Source organism: Verrucomicrobiia bacterium (assembly GCA_023953615.1).
Classification (GTDB): Bacteria; Verrucomicrobiota; Verrucomicrobiia; order Limisphaerales; family JADLHS01; genus JADLHS01.
In genome coordinates, this window is the sequence record JAMLJH010000001.1 from 633420 (window position 1) to 650866 (window position 17447).

At 58.0% G+C, this 17447-nt stretch carries 12 protein-coding genes; 9 read left to right on the forward strand and 3 right to left on the reverse strand.

Translation table 11 applies throughout. The annotated features are described in order from the left end of the window. The first annotated feature begins 158 nt into the window (after nucleotides 1–158). From M9920_02425 to M9920_02445, 5 genes are read left to right on the forward strand one after another with little or no spacing between them, the layout of a single operon-like run. Nucleotides 159–710, forward strand: coding sequence for a sigma-70 family RNA polymerase sigma factor (locus M9920_02425; GenBank protein MCO5051144.1), 552 nt, complete (start codon nucleotides 159–161; stop codon nucleotides 708–710). 7 nt (nucleotides 711–717) lie between these two features. After that, on the forward strand, nucleotides 718–1020 hold the full coding sequence (locus tag M9920_02430; GenBank protein ID MCO5051145.1) for a hypothetical protein: 303 nt from the start codon (nucleotides 718–720) through the stop codon (nucleotides 1018–1020). A gap of 2 nt (nucleotides 1021–1022) precedes the next feature. Further along, a complete protein-coding gene (locus tag M9920_02435; GenBank protein ID MCO5051146.1) occupies nucleotides 1023–5792 on the forward strand; it encodes a DUF2723 domain-containing protein in 4770 nt (1589 codons plus the stop codon). Nucleotides 5793–5852: 60 nt separating this feature from the next. Next, nucleotides 5853–6608 (forward strand): gamma-glutamyl-gamma-aminobutyrate hydrolase family protein, encoded by a 756-nt coding sequence (locus M9920_02440; GenBank protein MCO5051147.1) that lies wholly within the window; start codon nucleotides 5853–5855, stop codon nucleotides 6606–6608. A gap of 8 nt (nucleotides 6609–6616) precedes the next feature. Further along, nucleotides 6617–7963 carry a sigma-54 dependent transcriptional regulator gene (locus M9920_02445; GenBank protein MCO5051148.1) on the forward strand — a complete coding sequence of 449 codons (1347 nt, stop codon included), beginning with the start codon at nucleotides 6617–6619 and terminating at the stop codon, nucleotides 7961–7963. Between the two features lie 95 nt (nucleotides 7964–8058). On the opposite strand, the gene recF is transcribed toward M9920_02445, so the two are convergent. Then, nucleotides 8059–9192, reverse strand: coding sequence for a DNA replication/repair protein RecF (recF, locus tag M9920_02450; protein MCO5051149.1), 1134 nt, complete (start codon nucleotides 9190–9192; stop codon nucleotides 8059–8061). A 640-nt stretch (nucleotides 9193–9832) separates the two neighbouring features. On the opposite strand from recF, the gene M9920_02455 reads away from it, so the two are divergent. After that, the gene (locus M9920_02455) at nucleotides 9833–10753 is read left to right on the forward strand and encodes a hypothetical protein (GenBank protein ID MCO5051150.1); all 921 of its coding nucleotides are present in this window, start codon (nucleotides 9833–9835) and stop codon (nucleotides 10751–10753) included. 88 nt (nucleotides 10754–10841) lie between these two features. Here the strand turns inward: M9920_02455 and mfd are convergent, their stop codons facing one another. Then, complete coding sequence (gene mfd / locus M9920_02460) at nucleotides 10842–14249, reverse strand: transcription-repair coupling factor (protein MCO5051151.1); 3408 nt, start codon at nucleotides 14247–14249, stop codon at nucleotides 10842–10844. A gap of 290 nt (nucleotides 14250–14539) precedes the next feature. Next, nucleotides 14540–15298: a DUF4412 domain-containing protein gene (locus M9920_02465; GenBank protein ID MCO5051152.1), complete on the reverse strand. Its 759-nt coding sequence runs from the start codon at nucleotides 15296–15298 to the stop codon at nucleotides 14540–14542. Between the two features lie 236 nt (nucleotides 15299–15534). Here M9920_02465 and M9920_02470 point away from each other — a divergent pair, with 236 nt between their 5' ends. The 3 genes from M9920_02470 (at nucleotide 15535) to M9920_02480 (ending at nucleotide 17445) form a co-directional block, all read left to right on the forward strand. Continuing rightward, the gene (locus M9920_02470; protein ID MCO5051153.1) at nucleotides 15535–15972 is read left to right on the forward strand and encodes a hypothetical protein; all 438 of its coding nucleotides are present in this window, start codon (nucleotides 15535–15537) and stop codon (nucleotides 15970–15972) included. Between the two features lie 48 nt (nucleotides 15973–16020). Next, nucleotides 16021–16362 carry a thioredoxin gene (gene trxA / locus M9920_02475; protein ID MCO5051154.1) on the forward strand — a complete coding sequence of 114 codons (342 nt, stop codon included), beginning with the start codon at nucleotides 16021–16023 and terminating at the stop codon, nucleotides 16360–16362. Between the two features lie 72 nt (nucleotides 16363–16434). Continuing rightward, the gene (locus M9920_02480; protein ID MCO5051155.1) at nucleotides 16435–17445 is read left to right on the forward strand and encodes a type II secretion system F family protein; all 1011 of its coding nucleotides are present in this window, start codon (nucleotides 16435–16437) and stop codon (nucleotides 17443–17445) included. Nucleotides 17446–17447 lie beyond the last annotated feature (2 nt).

Genomic DNA, 17447 nt, shown 5'->3' on the forward strand with positions numbered 1-17447 from the left:
GGCGCATCGCAACGCACGCAATGAACGTGCAAATGCCCCATCCGGCTTCTTCAGGAAAAATAAATCACCCGGACGTTTCGGGGTTATTTCCCGCCATTTTTGGAAAGTGAACGAAAATTTTTTATACAAAAAACCCCGATACGGTGTCTATGGGATGAGTGAATGAAGGGAAAACCGCCGCTTGGGCTGAAAGATTGTATCATGCCAAAGCCGCCAAACTGATTCTCTATGGCCGCGCGTTGGGATTGTCGCACGCGGAAGCCGAGGATGTACTCCAGGAGACCTTTCTGGCCCTGTTACAACTGAGCGCGCCACCGGAAAACCCGGCGCATTATTGCCTGCGCAGCTTTCGCAACCAGGCGGCGAACCGCCGGCGCTCGCTCTGGCGGCGACTGACCCGCGAACTGGAAGCGCAACGCTGGTTCGAGCGTGGCGCGGATGAATCGCCCGCCGAACGCGCGGCCATGCGCTGTCTCATGCGTCTGCCCGCGACGCAACGCGAAGTCATCGTGCTAAAACTCTGGCACGACCACACTTTTGAGATGATCGGTGAGCTGTTGGACATTTCGCCGCACACCGCCGCCGGGCGCTACCGTTATGGTTTGGAAAAAATCCGGGGGCAAATGAGAGGAGAACTGAATGAAGCCAATGAATCCTTGGGAAACGTCATTACGCTGCTGGACGCCGCGCGGGCCGGGTCGGAGAGTTGAGCGGCGCTTGTTCGGTCGCCGCCAACCTTCCGCGTTGCCGCGACTGGCCACCGCACTGATCCCCGCCATCGGCTGCCTGCTGCTGACGCTGGCGGGGCTGCCGCAGTTGGATTCAGCTCCGCTCGGTAGCAAGCACCGGCAGGCCGCGTTGATCGCCACCTGTTTGAGCAATCAAAGTTTTGCGCCGTACCTGGCGGGAAATCCGCAATCCGCCGCCAACCGTTGGGATAGTTTTGAATGGACAAACCGGGGGGATTCCCGGTCTAGTATGCTCCGCTTCACCCCCGTGAAGCCATTCGACTTACAATGAGCATGGACAAACGAAGCAAGCGGATCCCGGCGAAGCCCAATCCACCCAATCCTGACGCAACCGCGCCGCTGGCCGCCCCCGCCGCCGAAACTCTGACGAGCAAAATCCCGCCGCTCTTCCGGCGCATTGACTGGCTGACCTTTCTGGTCACGACCTTGTGTGTCTGGCTGGGTTATTTTTACACGCTGGCGCCGGATTTAACCCTCGAGGATTCCGGCGAACTGGCGGTCGCTTCCTTCTACGCGGGCATCCCGCACCCGCCCGGTTATCCGGTCTGGACGTTATACACGTACCTTTGGGCCAACCTGCTGCCAATTGGCAACATTGCGTGGCGCGTGGCGCTGGGCGAAGCCACCGCAGGCGCGCTGGCCTGCGGCTTACTCGGTTTATTGATCTCTCGCGGCAGCAGCATGTTGATGGAGGGCATCGGCCAGCTCAAAGCAATGACCGGCAAATGGGAAAACGCGATTTGCATCGTGTCGGGTTTTGTCGGCGGACTGCTCCTCGGCTTCAACGGTTACATGTGGAGCCAATCCGTAATCGTGGAAGTGTACTCGTTCAGCGTGCTGTCGTTGGTCGCGGTGCTGTTATTCCTGTTGCGCTGGGTTTATGCGCCGCACCAGAACCGGTATCTGTTGCTGGCGTTTTTCATGTACGGCATTTGCGTGAACAACCACCAATCGCTGCTGCCGATTGCCATGGGTTTGGAAACGCTGATCATCGCCGTCCGCCCGAAATTGGGCCGGGAATTTCTGTTTTGGAACGTGTGCGTTTACCTGGTGCTGCTCTGGATGGGTCCCACGCTGCTCGCGGGCAACAAGATGGTCTATCTGTTCTTCAACATCGTCGGGCTTTCTTCGATTGCGGGCTGGATCTGGATCTCCATTCGTGAGAAGCAGGAAACCAGCGGCTGGATCGGCGGGGGCATGGTGGCGGTGACCGCGCTCTTGTTCCTCCTGATGAAGCTCGGCATCAAGGAACCCACCAACGATTACGAAGTCGCGCTGGCGGCGCGCAAACTCGAGAGCATCGTCTGGCTGCCGTTGCTGGGGCTGGCGGGAATTGTGGTGTGCCGATTATACGCGGCCTACGACGCGGTCTTCATGAACAAATTGCGGCGTTCCCGTGACTGGCTGGTCACGCTTGGGGCCGGCGGCACGTTCACGTTGGGCATGGCCTTTTACCTCTACATGCCCCTGGCCGGCGCCACCAATCCGCCCATGCAATGGGGTTATCCGCGCACCCTCGAAGGTTTCATCCATGCGTTCACGCGCGGCCAGTACGAAAAAATCCGGCCCACGGACGGCGTGGGCGAAGGTTTGGATTGGTTCTTCAGTTTTGTATTCACCTACGCCAAGCAATTGCTGATGTATTTTGACGGGCTGGACAACGAATTCAATCTGGTCTGCGTCCTCATTGCCATCAGCGTCTTCCTGTTCTACCGGTTGATGCAAAAGCGCGAACGCAGTTGGCTGATCGGTTTGACGGGCATCTTCATCTGTCTGGGGCCGTTGCTGGTTTTTCTCATGGCGCCGCCTCCGGATCGGGCCGCCCGGGAATTGGTGCGCGTCTTCTTTACCGCCTCGCACGTGCTGGTTTCAATGGGCGTGGGCTTTGGCATCGCGTTGCTGGCGGCAGCGCTGGCTACGCATTATCAGAATTTTCGGCGGATTGGCCTCGGCATCGGCATCGTGGCGGTGGACCTGGCGTTGTATTCGCTCGCGGTGGAAACCTACTCGCTCTTTACCGATCCGGAAATCGCGGGCGCCAACCAGTTCATGAACGCGCTGGTGAAAATCACGTTCCTGCTGCTGACGGGCACCTGCCTCGGCGTGGCCATCCTGCAATTGATGCGCACCTCGGAATCACCCGAGGCGAGCCGCAAACCCATCGTCGCGCTCGCCGGACTGGGATTCATCTGCATGATGATCTGCTTTGTGTTGTTCCGCGGCTCGCTGCCGCCGAGCGCTTCGCCCGAAGCCAAACTGGGCGGGCTGGCCGCATTCGGATTCTTGCTCAAGAACAATGCGGATATTGGCACGGACGCGCCAACCCTGCTGGCCATCGCGAAGTTGATCGCGGTGCTGTTCACCGCCGTTGCCCTGTTTATTGCCCAACAAAGCAAACAACCCTCGGATCGCTCCACTTACCGCTTTCTCGGTTGGGGTATCATGGGGTTCTCGTTGGTGCTCACCCTGGTCATTCTGATGGGAGAACAAATTTCACCCGCCGGCATCGGGGTTTTCTTCAGCACGCTGTTCAAAATTTTCGATCCGGGACAATTCTCCATGCCGGTGCTGGCCAGTCTGCTGATGTTCGGTCTGGCGGTGGCGTTTTTGCTGGGACTGATTTTCTGGAAACAACGCGCACCGCTGGCGCTGACGCTGGGGCTTTTCACCGTCCTTCCCCTGCAATCCTTCATGGGTCATTGGGCCGATAACGAGCAACGCGGCCACCTCTTCGGTTACTGGTTCGGCCACGACATGTTCACGCCGCCGTTCAAGGACCAGGCCGGACAACCGCTGTATCCGGAGATGACGCGGAACGCCATTTTGTACGGCGGAACGGACCCCGGCCGGTTCTGTCCGACCTACACCATCTTCTGCGAAAGTTTCATTCCGCCGGAATGTAAACCACGCGATCCGGAGTACGATCGGCGCGACGTTTACATCATCACGCAGAACGCGCTGGCCGACGGCACCTACTTGAATTACATCCGCGCCCATTACAACCGCAGCGCCCAAAAAATCCGCGGCCTCGACACGCCGTTTTTCCAGGAGGTCTTCCGTTCGGAAAAAGAACGGCGGGAAAACATCACCACCAATGCGGTGGCCCGGCTGGCGCGCTCGCTGGATGTCCTGGTCAATTCCATCGGGGAATCCATTGAAAAGGACCGGCGCGCCGGCTCCTCGTTCTTCAAAGATTCGGACTTTCTAAACCTGGACCACTTCGCCGCCACGTTACGCACGCCGCCCAACGACTTCACGAAACGACTGGCCGACCGGCTTCGCCCGGAAACCAAAGCGTTGCTGGGCAGCGACAAATCCAGCGCGCTCAAAGCCGCCTTGATCAAGGACCTGAACCAGGTGTTGGAGCAGGGACTTTACGACGATTCCGCGCTGGCTACGAACGTCCTGAAGGACTGGCAGGCGCAATTTGAATATGAAGACATTCACGGCCGGGAACAATCACCCGAGGCCCGCGCCAATCCCGCGGTAATGCAAAGAATCCTCAGCGTCAAAGCCGCCAGCGTGCAGAAACTCACGGCGCTCAAGGCCGAACGCAAACAACTGGCTGAACAAGTGGAACGCCAATTGACTGCAGAAGGCGTGCCTTTGACGCCGCGCCTGAAGTCCTTTATCTACGAAGCGCCGCAAAGTTTCACGCGCATCCGTTTGCAGCGCCAGCTCATCGAGGCGGCTTTCCCGCAGGACATTGCCGTCAGCCCCGGCGGCGTTTACCCGGATCAGGAAATGTATATCGCTTCGCCGGTGGATTCGCAGGATTGCTTCAATGAATATCTCACCGACGCCCAAAAGCGCCTGCAGGCCGGTCAACTCAAGCCGGGCGAAGACGTCCGCATCATCGGCGGCAAGGTGCAGGTCTCCGGCCAGGTGGCGGTCATGGCCATCAACGGTCTGCTGACCAAGGTGATGTTCGATGAAAATCCGGATAACGAATTTTTCGTCGAAGAAAGTTTCCCGTTGGATTGGATGTATCCGCACCTGACGCCCTTCGGCGTCATCATGAAAATCAACCGCCAACCGCTGCTGGCATTGTCCGAGGACGTGCTGGCGCGCGACCACGAATTTTGGTCGCAGTATTCCGAACGGCTCATCGGCAACTGGATCACGTCCGACACGCCCATCAGCGACATTGTGAAATTCGTGGAGAAAGTTTATCTCCGGCACAACTGGGGTGACTTGAACAACGAGCAGAGAAAGTTTGCGCGCGACGACAACGGCCAGAAAGCCTTTTCCAAGCTGCGCAGCTCCATCGGCGGCATCTACGCCTGGCGGCTCGGCTATTCCTGCCCGCCCGAATACCGTCCAAAAACCGAGGCGGAAATCCGCCGGCTGTACCAGGAAGCGGACTTCACGTTCAAACAAGCCTTTGCCTTCTGCCCCTACAGTCCCGAAGCGCTGTTCCGCTACGTGCAACTCTTGGTCAACCCGCCCGCTCCGCTGCAACCGCGAATTGATGATGCCCTGGCGCTGGCCCGGACCGCGCTGAAGCTTGATCCCTACAACGGTTCAATCTCCGGTTTGATCAATAACTTGGAAGACGCCAGACACCGCGTAGTAGATACGGCGACGCTGCAAAAATTGGAGGCGGAAGTAAAAGCCAATCCCAGCAACTTCACCGCGATGCTCAATCTGGCCTTTAATTATCTCCAAACCCAACAGTACGACCGCGGCTACGCGCTGCTGGACGCCATCATTGCCAGCCCTCAAGCCACGCTCGCCAATTTGGCCCCGGTGATCGAAGCCTACAAACAACTCCAAAACCTGCCGAAGGTGGAACAGGCGTTGACGCGTTTGACTCAGATTGAGCCGTCCAACCCGGAAGCCTGGTACGATCTGGGCGCGGTTCGAATTCGCTTACAGAAAAGCGCCGAAGCGTTCCACGCCATCTCCAACGCCCTGACCCTGAGCCGGAATCGCCGCGCGAAAGACCCGCAAGCCGCCGACCTGATCGCCATCGCGCGCGCCGACCAGCAACTGGCCGCTTTGCGCGCCAATCCGGAATTTGAAAAGCTCCTCGCGCCGTAGCCCGGCGGCACGGTTGATTTTTCCTGACAGCGACTAGCGAATCTGCCTAAGCTGACGGCAATGGGCCAGCGCCCTTTGATCCTAATTTCTCCGAGCGTCAACGCCAAAGGCGACGACGGCCCGGAACTGAACCTGTCTTCGCGTTACGAACGCTCCCTGCTCAATGCCGGAGCCTGGCCGTGGCCGGTCATGTCTCTGACCTCGCGAAGTGAAATCGCCGCCTGCGTCAAACGCGCGGACGGGATTTTGCTGACCGGTGGCGACGACGTGCACCCAGTGCTCTACGACCAGAAGATGCCGCAACGGTTGCGCAAAAAATGTGCGGTCACGCCCGATGGCGGCGCGCGCGATCTGCGAGAACTGATGCTTGTGGACGAGGTGTTCCGCCAGCGCAAACCGCTGCTGGCCATTTGTCGCGGCCAGCAAATCCTCAACGTCGCGCTCGGCGGCACGTTGTACGCGGATTTGCCCTCGCAAGTGCCATCGGCCTTCGAGCATTATCGAAAGGACCGCCGCTGCGAGAAGGTCCATGATGTTCATTTGACAGAAGGCGGCCTGCTCGCCAAGATAACGCGCAGGCGAATCATGGGGGTGAACAGCACCCACCATCAGGCGGTGCTTCAGCCGGCCGATCTGTTGGTCGTGGCGGGACGCAGCCCCGATGGGATTATTGAAAGCATGCAATTGCATCCGACGGCCCGGTTGCTACCATTCCTGTTAAGCGTGCAGTTTCATCCGGAGCGTCTGGCGGATCGTTATCCGGAACACCACGCGATTTTTGCGGCGTTCGCCAAAGCCTGTATTGCCAAACGATAATTTAAGCTATGAAGGGTAAAGTTCTGTTGGTTGATGATGAACCGGAGGTGCGCGATCTCATCGCGAACGTGCTCCAGCGCGATTACAATGTGTTCGAAGCCGAAAGCGGCGCCGCGTTGCAAAAAGCGTTCACCGATATGCCCCAACCCGACGTCGTCGTGTTGGATGTCAAGCTGCGCGACGCCAGTGGTCTGGATCTGTTGCCCCTGATCAAAAAGCGCTGGCCGGACACGGAAGTCATCATGTTGACCGGCATGGCCACCATGGAAATGGCCGTCGAGGCGGGGCGACTGGGCGCGTTCACCTTTTTATCCAAACCGTTTGAAACGGAGAAACTGCTGGCCGACGTGCGGAACGCTTACGAAAGCAAACAGAAAATTCAGGAGAACGTCGCCCTCCGCAGCGCGCTGGAAATCATGAGCGGCAACTCCTCCCCGGTGTTTAATAGCAGCGCCATGAAAGACGTGGTGCGGACCGTGGAACGCATTGCGCCCAGCGACGTCACAGTACTCATCTGCGGCGAAAGCGGCACGGGTAAGGAGGTCATTGCGGATTTGACGCACAACATGAGTTCGCGCAGCAAGGGGCGCATGATCAAAATCAACTGTGCCGCCCTGCCCCGCGAGCTGATCGAGAGCGAACTCTTCGGCTCCGTCAAGGGCGCCTACACCGGCGCGCATAGCGATCGCGAAGGGCTGTTCCGCCAGGCGGAAGGCGGCACGCTGTTCCTGGATGAAATATCCGAGATGCCCATTGATACGCAGAGCAAGCTGCTCCGCGTGTTGCAGGATCAAAAGGTTCGCCCGGTCGGCGGCAAAACCGATTATCAAACCAACTGCCGCCTCATCGCCGCAACGAATCGCGAGCCGGAGCAAGCCATCAAGGATGGTAAATTACGCGAAGACTTGTATTACCGCATCAGCGCCATTTCGGTGTATCTCCCGGCGCTGCGCGAACGGCGTGACGACATCATGCCGCTGGCCAATGCGTTCCTGCGCCGCTTTGCCGGCCAGGCGAACCGTTTGCTTAAGGGCTTTACGCAATCCGCGGTGGACCGGCTGACCAACTTCGATTGGCCGGGCAACGTGCGGCAGTTGCAGAACGAAATCCAGCGCGCCGTGCTGCTGTGCGAGGGCGAAGTCGTGGACGGCGCGGACCTGTCCATTACCCGGGCCAAGCCGGATAACGCCGAAGCGCAAGACACCAACTTCACTTTGCTGGAAGGCGTGGAACGCAATGCCATCATCCAAATGTTGAAGGAGACCAACGGCAACAAACTCGAGGCCGCGAAGCGCCTCGGGATTGGACGGCAAACGCTCTACAACAAGATCAAAGCTTACGGCATCGAAACCTGACCCTCTGGTTGGGCGCAACTCACAAGACAGAACGAACCCTTCAATGCTCAGTCGCGACCTCGTGGTTGCGTTTCCTCGGCGGAGTTTCCGTAACGCTACAACGTCGTAATCTTCCCCGCCTTGACCTGCCAGCGTTGCAAGCTGCGCCCCAGTTCACGCGGCCAGTTCTCCTCGGTGCAGGTCATAAACACCTGACCCCGACGGTCGCACGTTGCTTCCAGCAACGGCAGCAATCCACTGCGACGCTTGAGGTCCAGTTCCCCCATGACGTCGTCAATGAGCAGCACCGGTGCGGTCCCGTGGCTGACCGTAAGGAAATCCGCCTGCGCCATTTTCAGCGCGATCGCAATGCTCCGCTTTTGCCCTTCACTGGCAAATTGCGCGGCGGACCGATCATCCAACAACAGTTGTAAATCGTCCCGATGCGGCCCCAACAACGTCATGCGAAAACGCCGCTCCCGCTCGCGCATCCGGGCTGATTCCATGGCGAAATCGGCTTTCACACTCGGCTCATAGACGATGCGTAACACTTCGGCGGCATTCGCAATCCGGCGGTAAGCCTGTTGCGCCAGCGGCAATAACCGGGGAATCAACTCCTGGCGTTGGCGGGTGATTTCACCACCGTATTTGATGAGCTGCTCGGTGTAGCTCTCCAGCAAAACGGGATCGGGCGGAAACTGTTTCAGCACCGCGTTGCGCGAACGCACGACGTGCGCGTAGCGTTGCAACAGCGGCAGATAGCTGGCACAGGTCTGCGATAGCAACAAGTCCATGAAGCGCCGCCGCGAACGCCCCGTGCCCTTGACGAGATGCAAATCTTCGGCGCAAAACACCACGGTGCGAAGCGTCCCGAGATAATCGGTCAACTTCTTCACCGGTTGTCCGTCCAGACTTAATTTTCGCTCCCGGCGCGACCAGTACATCTTGATTTCGCGCTCGCCCTGCCCCACCACCCGACCAGCGATGAAATAGCCGCTTTGACCGTGTCGGATCATTTGGGCGCCGCCCACGCCACGAAACGAGCGCAGCGTGGCCATCAAATAAATCGCTTCGAGAATGTTGGTTTTCCCCTGCGCGTTATCGCCCAACAACACGTGCAGCCCCGGAGAAAAGACCACGTCCGTCCGCGCGTAATTGCGGAAGTCCCGGAGCCTCAGATGCGCCAAATGCATGCCGCAAGCATGAAAGGCGCAACGCCGGGCGGCGAGGATAATTCTGCGGCTGGACATTCCCGCGAATTTTACTAACTTTACCGCGTCGCTATGCGCCAGGTAAACGGCGCGGGTGACCGGTTGATATCACCAATATGAAAACACTCAAATTACTTGTTCTTTGTGCCGCGCTGGCCGGCGTAACCACCCTCTTCACCGGCTGCGCTTCGAGCCGAAGCTGTTGCGCTGACAAAGCGGCGGCCTCCTGTCACATGAAATGCTGCGTGGACGCAAATACCGACTGCGCGCATTGTCCATCGTGCAGCGCCAAAAAGTGACGGATTCAATTACTACGCAGGCCAAGGGATTTCCCCTTGGCCTTTTTTTTCAGCCACAACCATGAAGAAATGGGATTGCCCCAGCCATATCGGTGAAATAGCCTTGGCGCCGTCGTCCGTTCTCTCTTGGAATGAACACCTGCTCATATTGTGGAAAAGAGAATTCCGACACCGCAGTCAGGTGCTGGGAGTGCGGAACTGAATTATCCCCACCGCAGGAAAGCCCGCCGCTCACGGAATCCTCACCGGAGCCGCCCGAACTTCCCCAGCCCGAATTGATCAATCCGGAAGCTTTGGAACCGTGCTTTCACTTTGAAGCCGGATTCCATCGCGCTGACTGGCCAGCGATTAACCGTTGGCTTGATGCAAATGTCAGCCCCGTGGATCTCGATGCGGCCTACAACGAGGCCGCCTTGCTCTGGGTGAAAAAACTCCGCGCCGATCTTGGCGGCGATTATTTCGTGCTCCAATCCAATCAAACCATTTTGCTCTGCGACCGACCGGTTACTCAGGCGCGTTGGTTGCTAAATTACTCCGGACAGGTTGCCGCCACGATCAAACATCTCCTGGGGCCTGTCGCTTGGGCTGGAGCTTTGGGATGCGATATTCTTCTCTTGTTTTCGGACGAAGACGATTATTACCAGTATCTCTCGCATCATTCGCCCGATGGCGAACAGGCGGGCAGCGGCGGCGTCTGCATCCACTCCGGCTATACGCACATCGCCATGCCGTGGCGGGGTGACTTGGACGGAGCCGCTAATACCGTCGTACATGAGTTGGCCCATGATTGTCTGGCGCACCTGCCTCTCCCGCTTTGGCTAAACGAAGGAGTCGCCGTTACCGTGCAAAAAACGATCGCGCCACCGGAATTCGAGATGGCTCAAAGCGACTACAGCCGACTAACCACTTCAATGATGAATTATCGCCCCCCACTCATGTGGGATGAATTGGCCGAACGGCACTTTACCTTCTGGACGGAGGAAAACATCCAAACCTTTTGGGCAGGCACATCATTTTTCATCCCGGGTGAATCCAACGAACTCAGCTACAGCTTGGCCGAAGTCTTGGTAAAATTATTGTCTGAACGCAGCACAGCGGCAGACTTCTATGCGCTGCTGCTCGCCGCTCATCAAGACGATGCCGGCCAGACTGCCATGCTGGACATCCTCAACACCGATCTTGGCGATATTGCAGGCACCTTCCTTGGTGCAGGCAACTGGCGTCCAGTGCGAAAAGCCATAGTGCAATGCTGGGAGACGGCCGGTTGGAACAGCAATAAAAGCAGTTCGACAGATCAATGATTGTTCATAGCAGCCGACGTAAGGAGGCTCATTCGGAAGGCCGAAATCCAAATGAATCAGAACATCATGACAGCAGCTACCGCAAGGTTCAAAGCGCCAACAACAGTTTTTTCAGTTCCTTCACCCGACCTTTCGCGTCGGGCTTGGTGAGACGTGGAAACTTGCCGCCCAACATTATGAAGTCGCCCTGACGTGTGATCATCACCTTGCTTTCCTTCACCTCCAAAACCGTGATGTTTCGCGCGTTCGCCAGGAGTTTCAGCTCGGTCACGGCAAGCAATAACTCGACCGGCGGCGGTAACGGACCGAAGCGATCCCGCAGTTCCGTCCGCAAGGCATCCAACGCGGTCGCATCCGCTGCCTGAGCCAGTTTGCGATAAATTTCAATGCGATGCTGCGATTCCGGAACGTAGTCTTCCGGCAAACGCGCCGACTCCAACAGAAAATCCAGAGTCACCCGCGTTTCGACCCGTGCCTTCACCTTCTCGCCCTTCAGTGCGCCAATGCTCTGTTTCAATAATTGGCAATAAAGCTCGAAACCGACCGCCGTAATGTGTCCGCTCTGTTCCGCGCCGAGCAGGTTGCCCGCACCCCGAATTTCCAGGTCGCGCATGGCGATTTTGAAACCGCTGCCCAACGTGGCGTATTGCTTCATGGCGTTGATGCGTTTGCGCACGTCGGTCAGCAAGCGCGCGTGACGCGGCAGCAGCAGGTACGCATACGCCTGGTGCTTGTAGCGCCCCACCCGGCCGCGCAATTGGTAAAGTTCACTCAAACCAAACCGGTCCGCGCGCTCAATGATGATCGTATTGGCGTTTGGAATATCGAGTCCGCTTTCAATGATGGTCGTGGACAACAACACATCCGCTTCGCCATTCACAAACCGCGTCATGACCTCTTCCAACTCGTCGGCGCGCATCTGACCGTGGCCGACCACAATCCGCGCGTGCGGCAACAGGCTTTGCAACTTTTGTCGCACGGTCAGAATGGTGCTGACCCGGTTGTGGAGGAAAAACACCTGCCCGCCCCGCTGCAACTCCCGCTGGATCACCTCGCGAATCAACCGTTCATCATATTGCGTGGCGATGGTTTCCACCGGCAGACGATCGTGTGGCGGCGTTTGGATGGTGCTCAGATCGCGCGCGCCGGTCAGCGCCAGATACAACGTGCGCGGAATCGGTGTGGCGCTCAGCGTCAACACATCCACCAGGGTGCGCAGCCGTTTGAACTTCTCCTTGTGCAACACGCCAAAGCGCTGCTCCTCGTCAATCACCACCAAACCCAGATCTTTGAAAGCGATGTCACTTTGCACCAGGCGGTGCGTGCCCACCACAATGTCCACCACGCCCGCCGCCAGGTCCTTGACCACCCGCGCCTGAGCGCGACGCGAACGAAAACGCGAAAGCAATTCGATCCGCACCGGATAATCCGCCATGCGCTCGCGGAAATGGTTGAAGTGTTGTTGCGCGAGCACGGTGGTGGGCACGAGCACCGCGACCTGTTTGCCGCCCATTACCGCTTTGAATGCCGCGCGGATGGCCACCTCGGTTTTGCCAAAGCCCACGTCGCCGCAGATCAAACGATCCATGGGTTTGGCGCGTTCCATGTCGGCTTTCGTCTCCCCAATCGCCCGGACCTGATCCGGCGTCGCCTCGTAAATGAAGGCGCCTTCAAATTCCCGTTGCCACGCGGTGTCCACGGCAAACGCAAAACCGGGTTGAGATTCGCGCGCGGCTTGAATCCGCAGGAATTCCGCAGCCAGGTCCCGCACCGCCTGCGCGGCTTGCGCTTTGGCTTTCAACCAACGCGTCCCGCTCAATTGGTTCAACGGCGGATGCGCCTTGCCCGCCCCCACATACTTGCTGACCAAATGCGCTTCGGTGATGGGCACGTAAAGTCTGGGCGGCTCCACCCCATCCCCAGACGGCGCAAATTCGATGACCAAGCACTCGGTCGGATCATCCGAATCCGGCGGATGATCTTTCCCAAGTCGTTTGCCGCCACCGGTGGGCAGCCGTTCCAGCCCGCGAAACCGCCCGATCCCGTGTTCGAGATGCACCACCAGATCCCCGGCTTCCAAATCGGCAAAATCTATGTCGAGCGCCGAGCGCGTCCTCTGCGCCTGAACGAGCTTGAGCCGACGCGGGCGTTGGACTTTATAGCGCCCGAAAATTTCCGCGTCGGTGACCACCACCAGTTTGAGTTCATCGCTGATAAACCCTCGCGCGAGCGATCCGATCCGGGACGGCACTGTCGGCGTCAGCCCCAACTCCTTCCAGATTTCCAGGAAACGCTGTCGCTCGCCATCGTTGTTACAGAAAATCTCAACGCGATACGCCTGACGCAACCAGCGGTGCAACTGATTGAAGAAATCCCGTCGCTGCGCTGCGACAATCTGCGGCTCGGGAAGCCGCGCCGCCAACGGGCGGAACGCGTCGAGGGTATTAAAGTGCAGCCCGGGCGCATGGGGCAATTCCCCTTCGGATGCCGCTGCGCGATCGCTGTTTTCCAGAGTCGGCGCCGGCAAATCGGATGCGTCGCTTAAGCGCACCACCGTTAATCCGCGTTGTTGGGCTCGGGTTTGAAACTCTGCCCACGCTAAAAAGAACGGATCGCCTTCCGGGATTGGTTCGGCGTAAGCGTCGGCTTGCGCCTGCAGTTGATCGGGTTGAAGCAACAACAGGATGGTTTCCGGAGGCAGATGATCGAGCAGCGTCGCGCGCGCCGCACTGGCGGCCCCGGAACTTTCCAACTCTCGCCGCAACAACCCCAGTTCTCCGGCGGGCGGCAAAATGAACTGCGAGATCGGGTCGCGCGAAAGTTGCGCCAGCGGATCAAACTCGCGCAACGATTCCAGTTCGTCTCCAAAGAATTCCAAGCGCACTGGCCAGGGGTTGGTCGGTGGAAACACGTCAATGATGCCGCCGCGCATGGCGATTTCGCCGCGTTGCGTAACTTGAGCTTCCGGTTCATAGCCCTGCTCCTCCAACCACTCGACCAAATCAAGCGGATTGATCCGGTCGCCGCGTCTCAGCCATCGAATCCGCGATTCCAATCCGGCCCGGCTGAAAGTCTTCTGTTGTAATGCCGTGACACTCGTGACGATCACGCTCGGAGTGCTTCGGGTTTCCTCATGTCCCGACGCACTCAACCCGACCAAGGTTTGCAAGCGGTCGCCGATGACATCCGCATGAGGCAGCTTGTTCTCATGCGGCAAACTTTCCCAAGCGGGATAAAACCAAGTGGCCGACCTTGACTCTACCGCCGCCACGGGACTGGTCGGAGCAACCGTGTTTTCCGATGGAAGTTTTTGCAGCCAGGTTTCCAGGTCCTGTTGAACGCTTTCCTGAACTTTCAGGTTTTCGGCAACGACCACGAGTGGACGGGTCGGAAACAAACGGTGCAACAGAGCCGCGAAAAAGGGCTGGGCCGGGGTCGCCATTTGATTAAAAGACAAATCGCCTCCCGCCGCCACTCGTCGAGCCAGTATCTGCACGGCGGGCGTTTGAAGCACTTCAGCAAAACAATCACTTGCCGCTGAACCTGTAGCGTCTGGCGCCAAGCCTTCTAAAAATTGCAACGGTACGGAACGGCGTCAAGTATTCCGGAGCGGATGAACCCCGGCGGCGACGGGCTTTTCGCCAAAAGGCGGTGCTACCGAAAGCTCACTTCGCTCACCACCGTGAACGGAAGCGAAGAGGTTGTTGGAGCGCCAAAGCAACGTTCGTTAAAACGAAAACACGCCGGAATCCCGGCGTGTTCATCGTGCTTTACAAATAATCCGGTTTATCGACTGGGCGGGGGCATCATGCCGCCCATTTTTTTCAGCATCTCCTCCTGCATCATCGCCATGACACTATCGTAACGCTTCAAGTCTTTGGCCGCTTCGAATTTGGAGGCGGGCGGGCGCGCCAATTTAATGTCTTTGAACAACATGACAATTTTGGTGCCCGCGTCTTCCATCTCCAGTTTGACGGGAAAGGTCTTCAAGTCTGTCGCATTCCACACCGTGAACTCTTGTTTCTTACCTTCGTCGCTGGTCACCACCACTTTATTCTTAATCGTCGGATGGCCGTCCACCGTTTCCCGGCCCAACTCGGTCGTCTCCAATTTGAGGCGGCTGACAGCTTCGGCACTCTCCGATTCTTTAAGCGGCATTTCCGCATACGCCTTGACGCCCGGATAAACCATGTAGCTCACTTTCCGGTCCGGTCGTGAAATCACAACGATTTGATCCATGCCCAGAGCCTTCATTTGATCCGCGGCGCCCGGTGGCATCTTGGTGCTCTTCATTTTGCCGAGGTCCATTTCGAACCGCGACTTGCCATCGTCGAACGCCAGGCTGCCCACCAAGGTGGTCTCACCCGCCACGCCGCCAGTGGCTTGAATCTCGACTGCCGTGGTAAAATTCGTGTTCGCTCCGAAAATTCGCGAGACACTACCGCCAAAATTCGGGCTGGAATTCCCCAACCCACCGCCGGGTTGAGCCAGCAACAAACCCGTTCCCAAGGCCCCGGCGACCACCGTTAAAAGTGCTTTTTTCATATTATCGTCGTATTGAACGCGTCCAGCATGATATGAAGCCACTACCGACGCAACCTCATTCTGGACGCGCACCAATCACAAGCCATCGCCTGGACAAAACCTTATTTGAGGTAGGTGACAAATGTCCTGCCTCTCAACCAAAATGCGCGGATCGAAACATTCCTTCACTTCCCAAACGAGACTGAATAAGAGTTTGACACTCCGGCGCAGAATTCTATCTTCTCCAAAAAGATTTTATGGCTGAAAATATCCCCAACATTCCCGCCGGAGCAATGCCGCCGAAAAAGGAAACCGGCAAGGTCCAACCCAAGAAGGAAACGGTCCGGATCAACTTGCCGCCGCGTCCCTCAGCCGCTCCCACGATTAAAATGCCGACGCTGCCTCCGGGCGGTCCGACTGGCGCTTCGGGTTCGGCTGCCGCTCCCGCTGCCCCGGCCGCGCCAAAAGCCGCCGCCCCCGCACCGGTTGCGCCGCGCGCTTCCGCCGCGCCGATTGCGCAAAAACCAGCCGCCGCGCCGGCGGCCCAACGCGCCGCTGCCGCACGTCCGGCTCGCGGAACCGCGTCCGTCAGCAGTTTGGATGTGGGGTTGGCCGTAGCCGCAATGGTGGCGGGATTGATCGCCGTGGCGGCCGTGGTTTATCTGGCGTTTCTGTACGAAATTCCACCAGTCTAAACCGAAGTGATCACTGGCGTTTCCCTTTTAATTTTACTCTGAATCCCCATGGCTTCTCCCACGATGGTAAATCTTTCCGCCGATAATTTTGAAACCGAGGTTCTCAAATCCGCCACGCCCGTCTTGGTGGATTTTTGGGCGGAATGGTGTGGTCCGTGCAAACAGATCGCTCCGGTTCTGCATGAGCTGGCCGATGAATATGCCGGCCGGGTCAAGGTGGCCAAGCTCAATATCGAGAGCGGCGACAACCAACAACTGGCCATCCAATATCGGGTGCAATCCATCCCCATGTTTCTGGTGTTCAAAGGCGGGGAAATCATCGCGCAACACGTGGGCATCGCCGGAGGCAAGCCCAAGTTGAAGTCCTTGCTCGATGGCGCGCTGGCCTGAGCGGTTGGCAACGATTTTATCCAGCGCCGGAGTCGTCCGGCGCTTTTATTTTGTCTGCTTGAAGAGGAAGCCATGTCGGTCAGCCGCCTGCAAATCACGCCGGGACAATTAACCCGCCGCGCGGAATTGTATTATCAATTCGCGCAACTGACGACCTCCGGCCTGCCGCTGCTTCAGTGCATTGAACATCTGGAACAACACCCGCCGACGGCTGGATTCCGGCAGCCCTTGCGGGAAATGCGAACCACCATTCTCGCTGGCGGCAGTTTTTCCGATGCGCTGGCGGCAGCGGGTCGCTGGGTCTCGCCGTTCGACCAAGCGCTGCTGCAGGCCGGGGAACGCAGCGGGCGTCTGGATGCCTTCTTTCAAGTGCTGGCGCAATATTATCGGGACCGGGCCAGCACCTTGCGCCAGATGTTGACGGAACTTGCCTACCCCGTTTTCCTCTTTCATTTCGCGATTTTTATTCTGCCCTTCTCCGACTTTTTCCGAACGGGAAACTTGACCGTTTATTTGCTGAAAACTTTAGGCGTTCTCATTCCGCTCTACCTCATCACGCTGATCTTGATTTTGATTGGACAAAAGCAACGCGGCACGATTCTGCGGGCCGGCGTCGAACGCGTGTTGCACCCGGTCCCGTTGCTGGGCGGTGGACGCCGCGCGTTGGCGCTGGCGCGCTTGGCCATGGCACTGGAAGCGTTGTTAAGCGCCGGCGTCTCCATTGTCGAAGCTTGGGAACTGGCGGGTACGGTGAGTGGATCGCCGTATTTGCAAAAAACCATTCGCGCGTGGCGATCGGACGTGCAAGCCGGAAAGACCCCCGCGGAAGCGGTGATTGAATCCCAAGCCTTTCCCGATCTGTTCGAGAACCAATACCATACGGGCGAAGTCAGCGGAAAGCTGGATGAAAATCTGAACTGGCTGCAGCGCCATTATCAGGAGGAAGGCATGCGCAAAATCCATCTGGTCTGCCAATGGGTGCCGCGTTTCATCTATTTGCTGGTGGCGTTGTTTATCGCGTACAAAATCGTTTCGTTCTACAGTGATTACTTCCAACAGGTGAACGAAGTCATGCAAATGTAAGA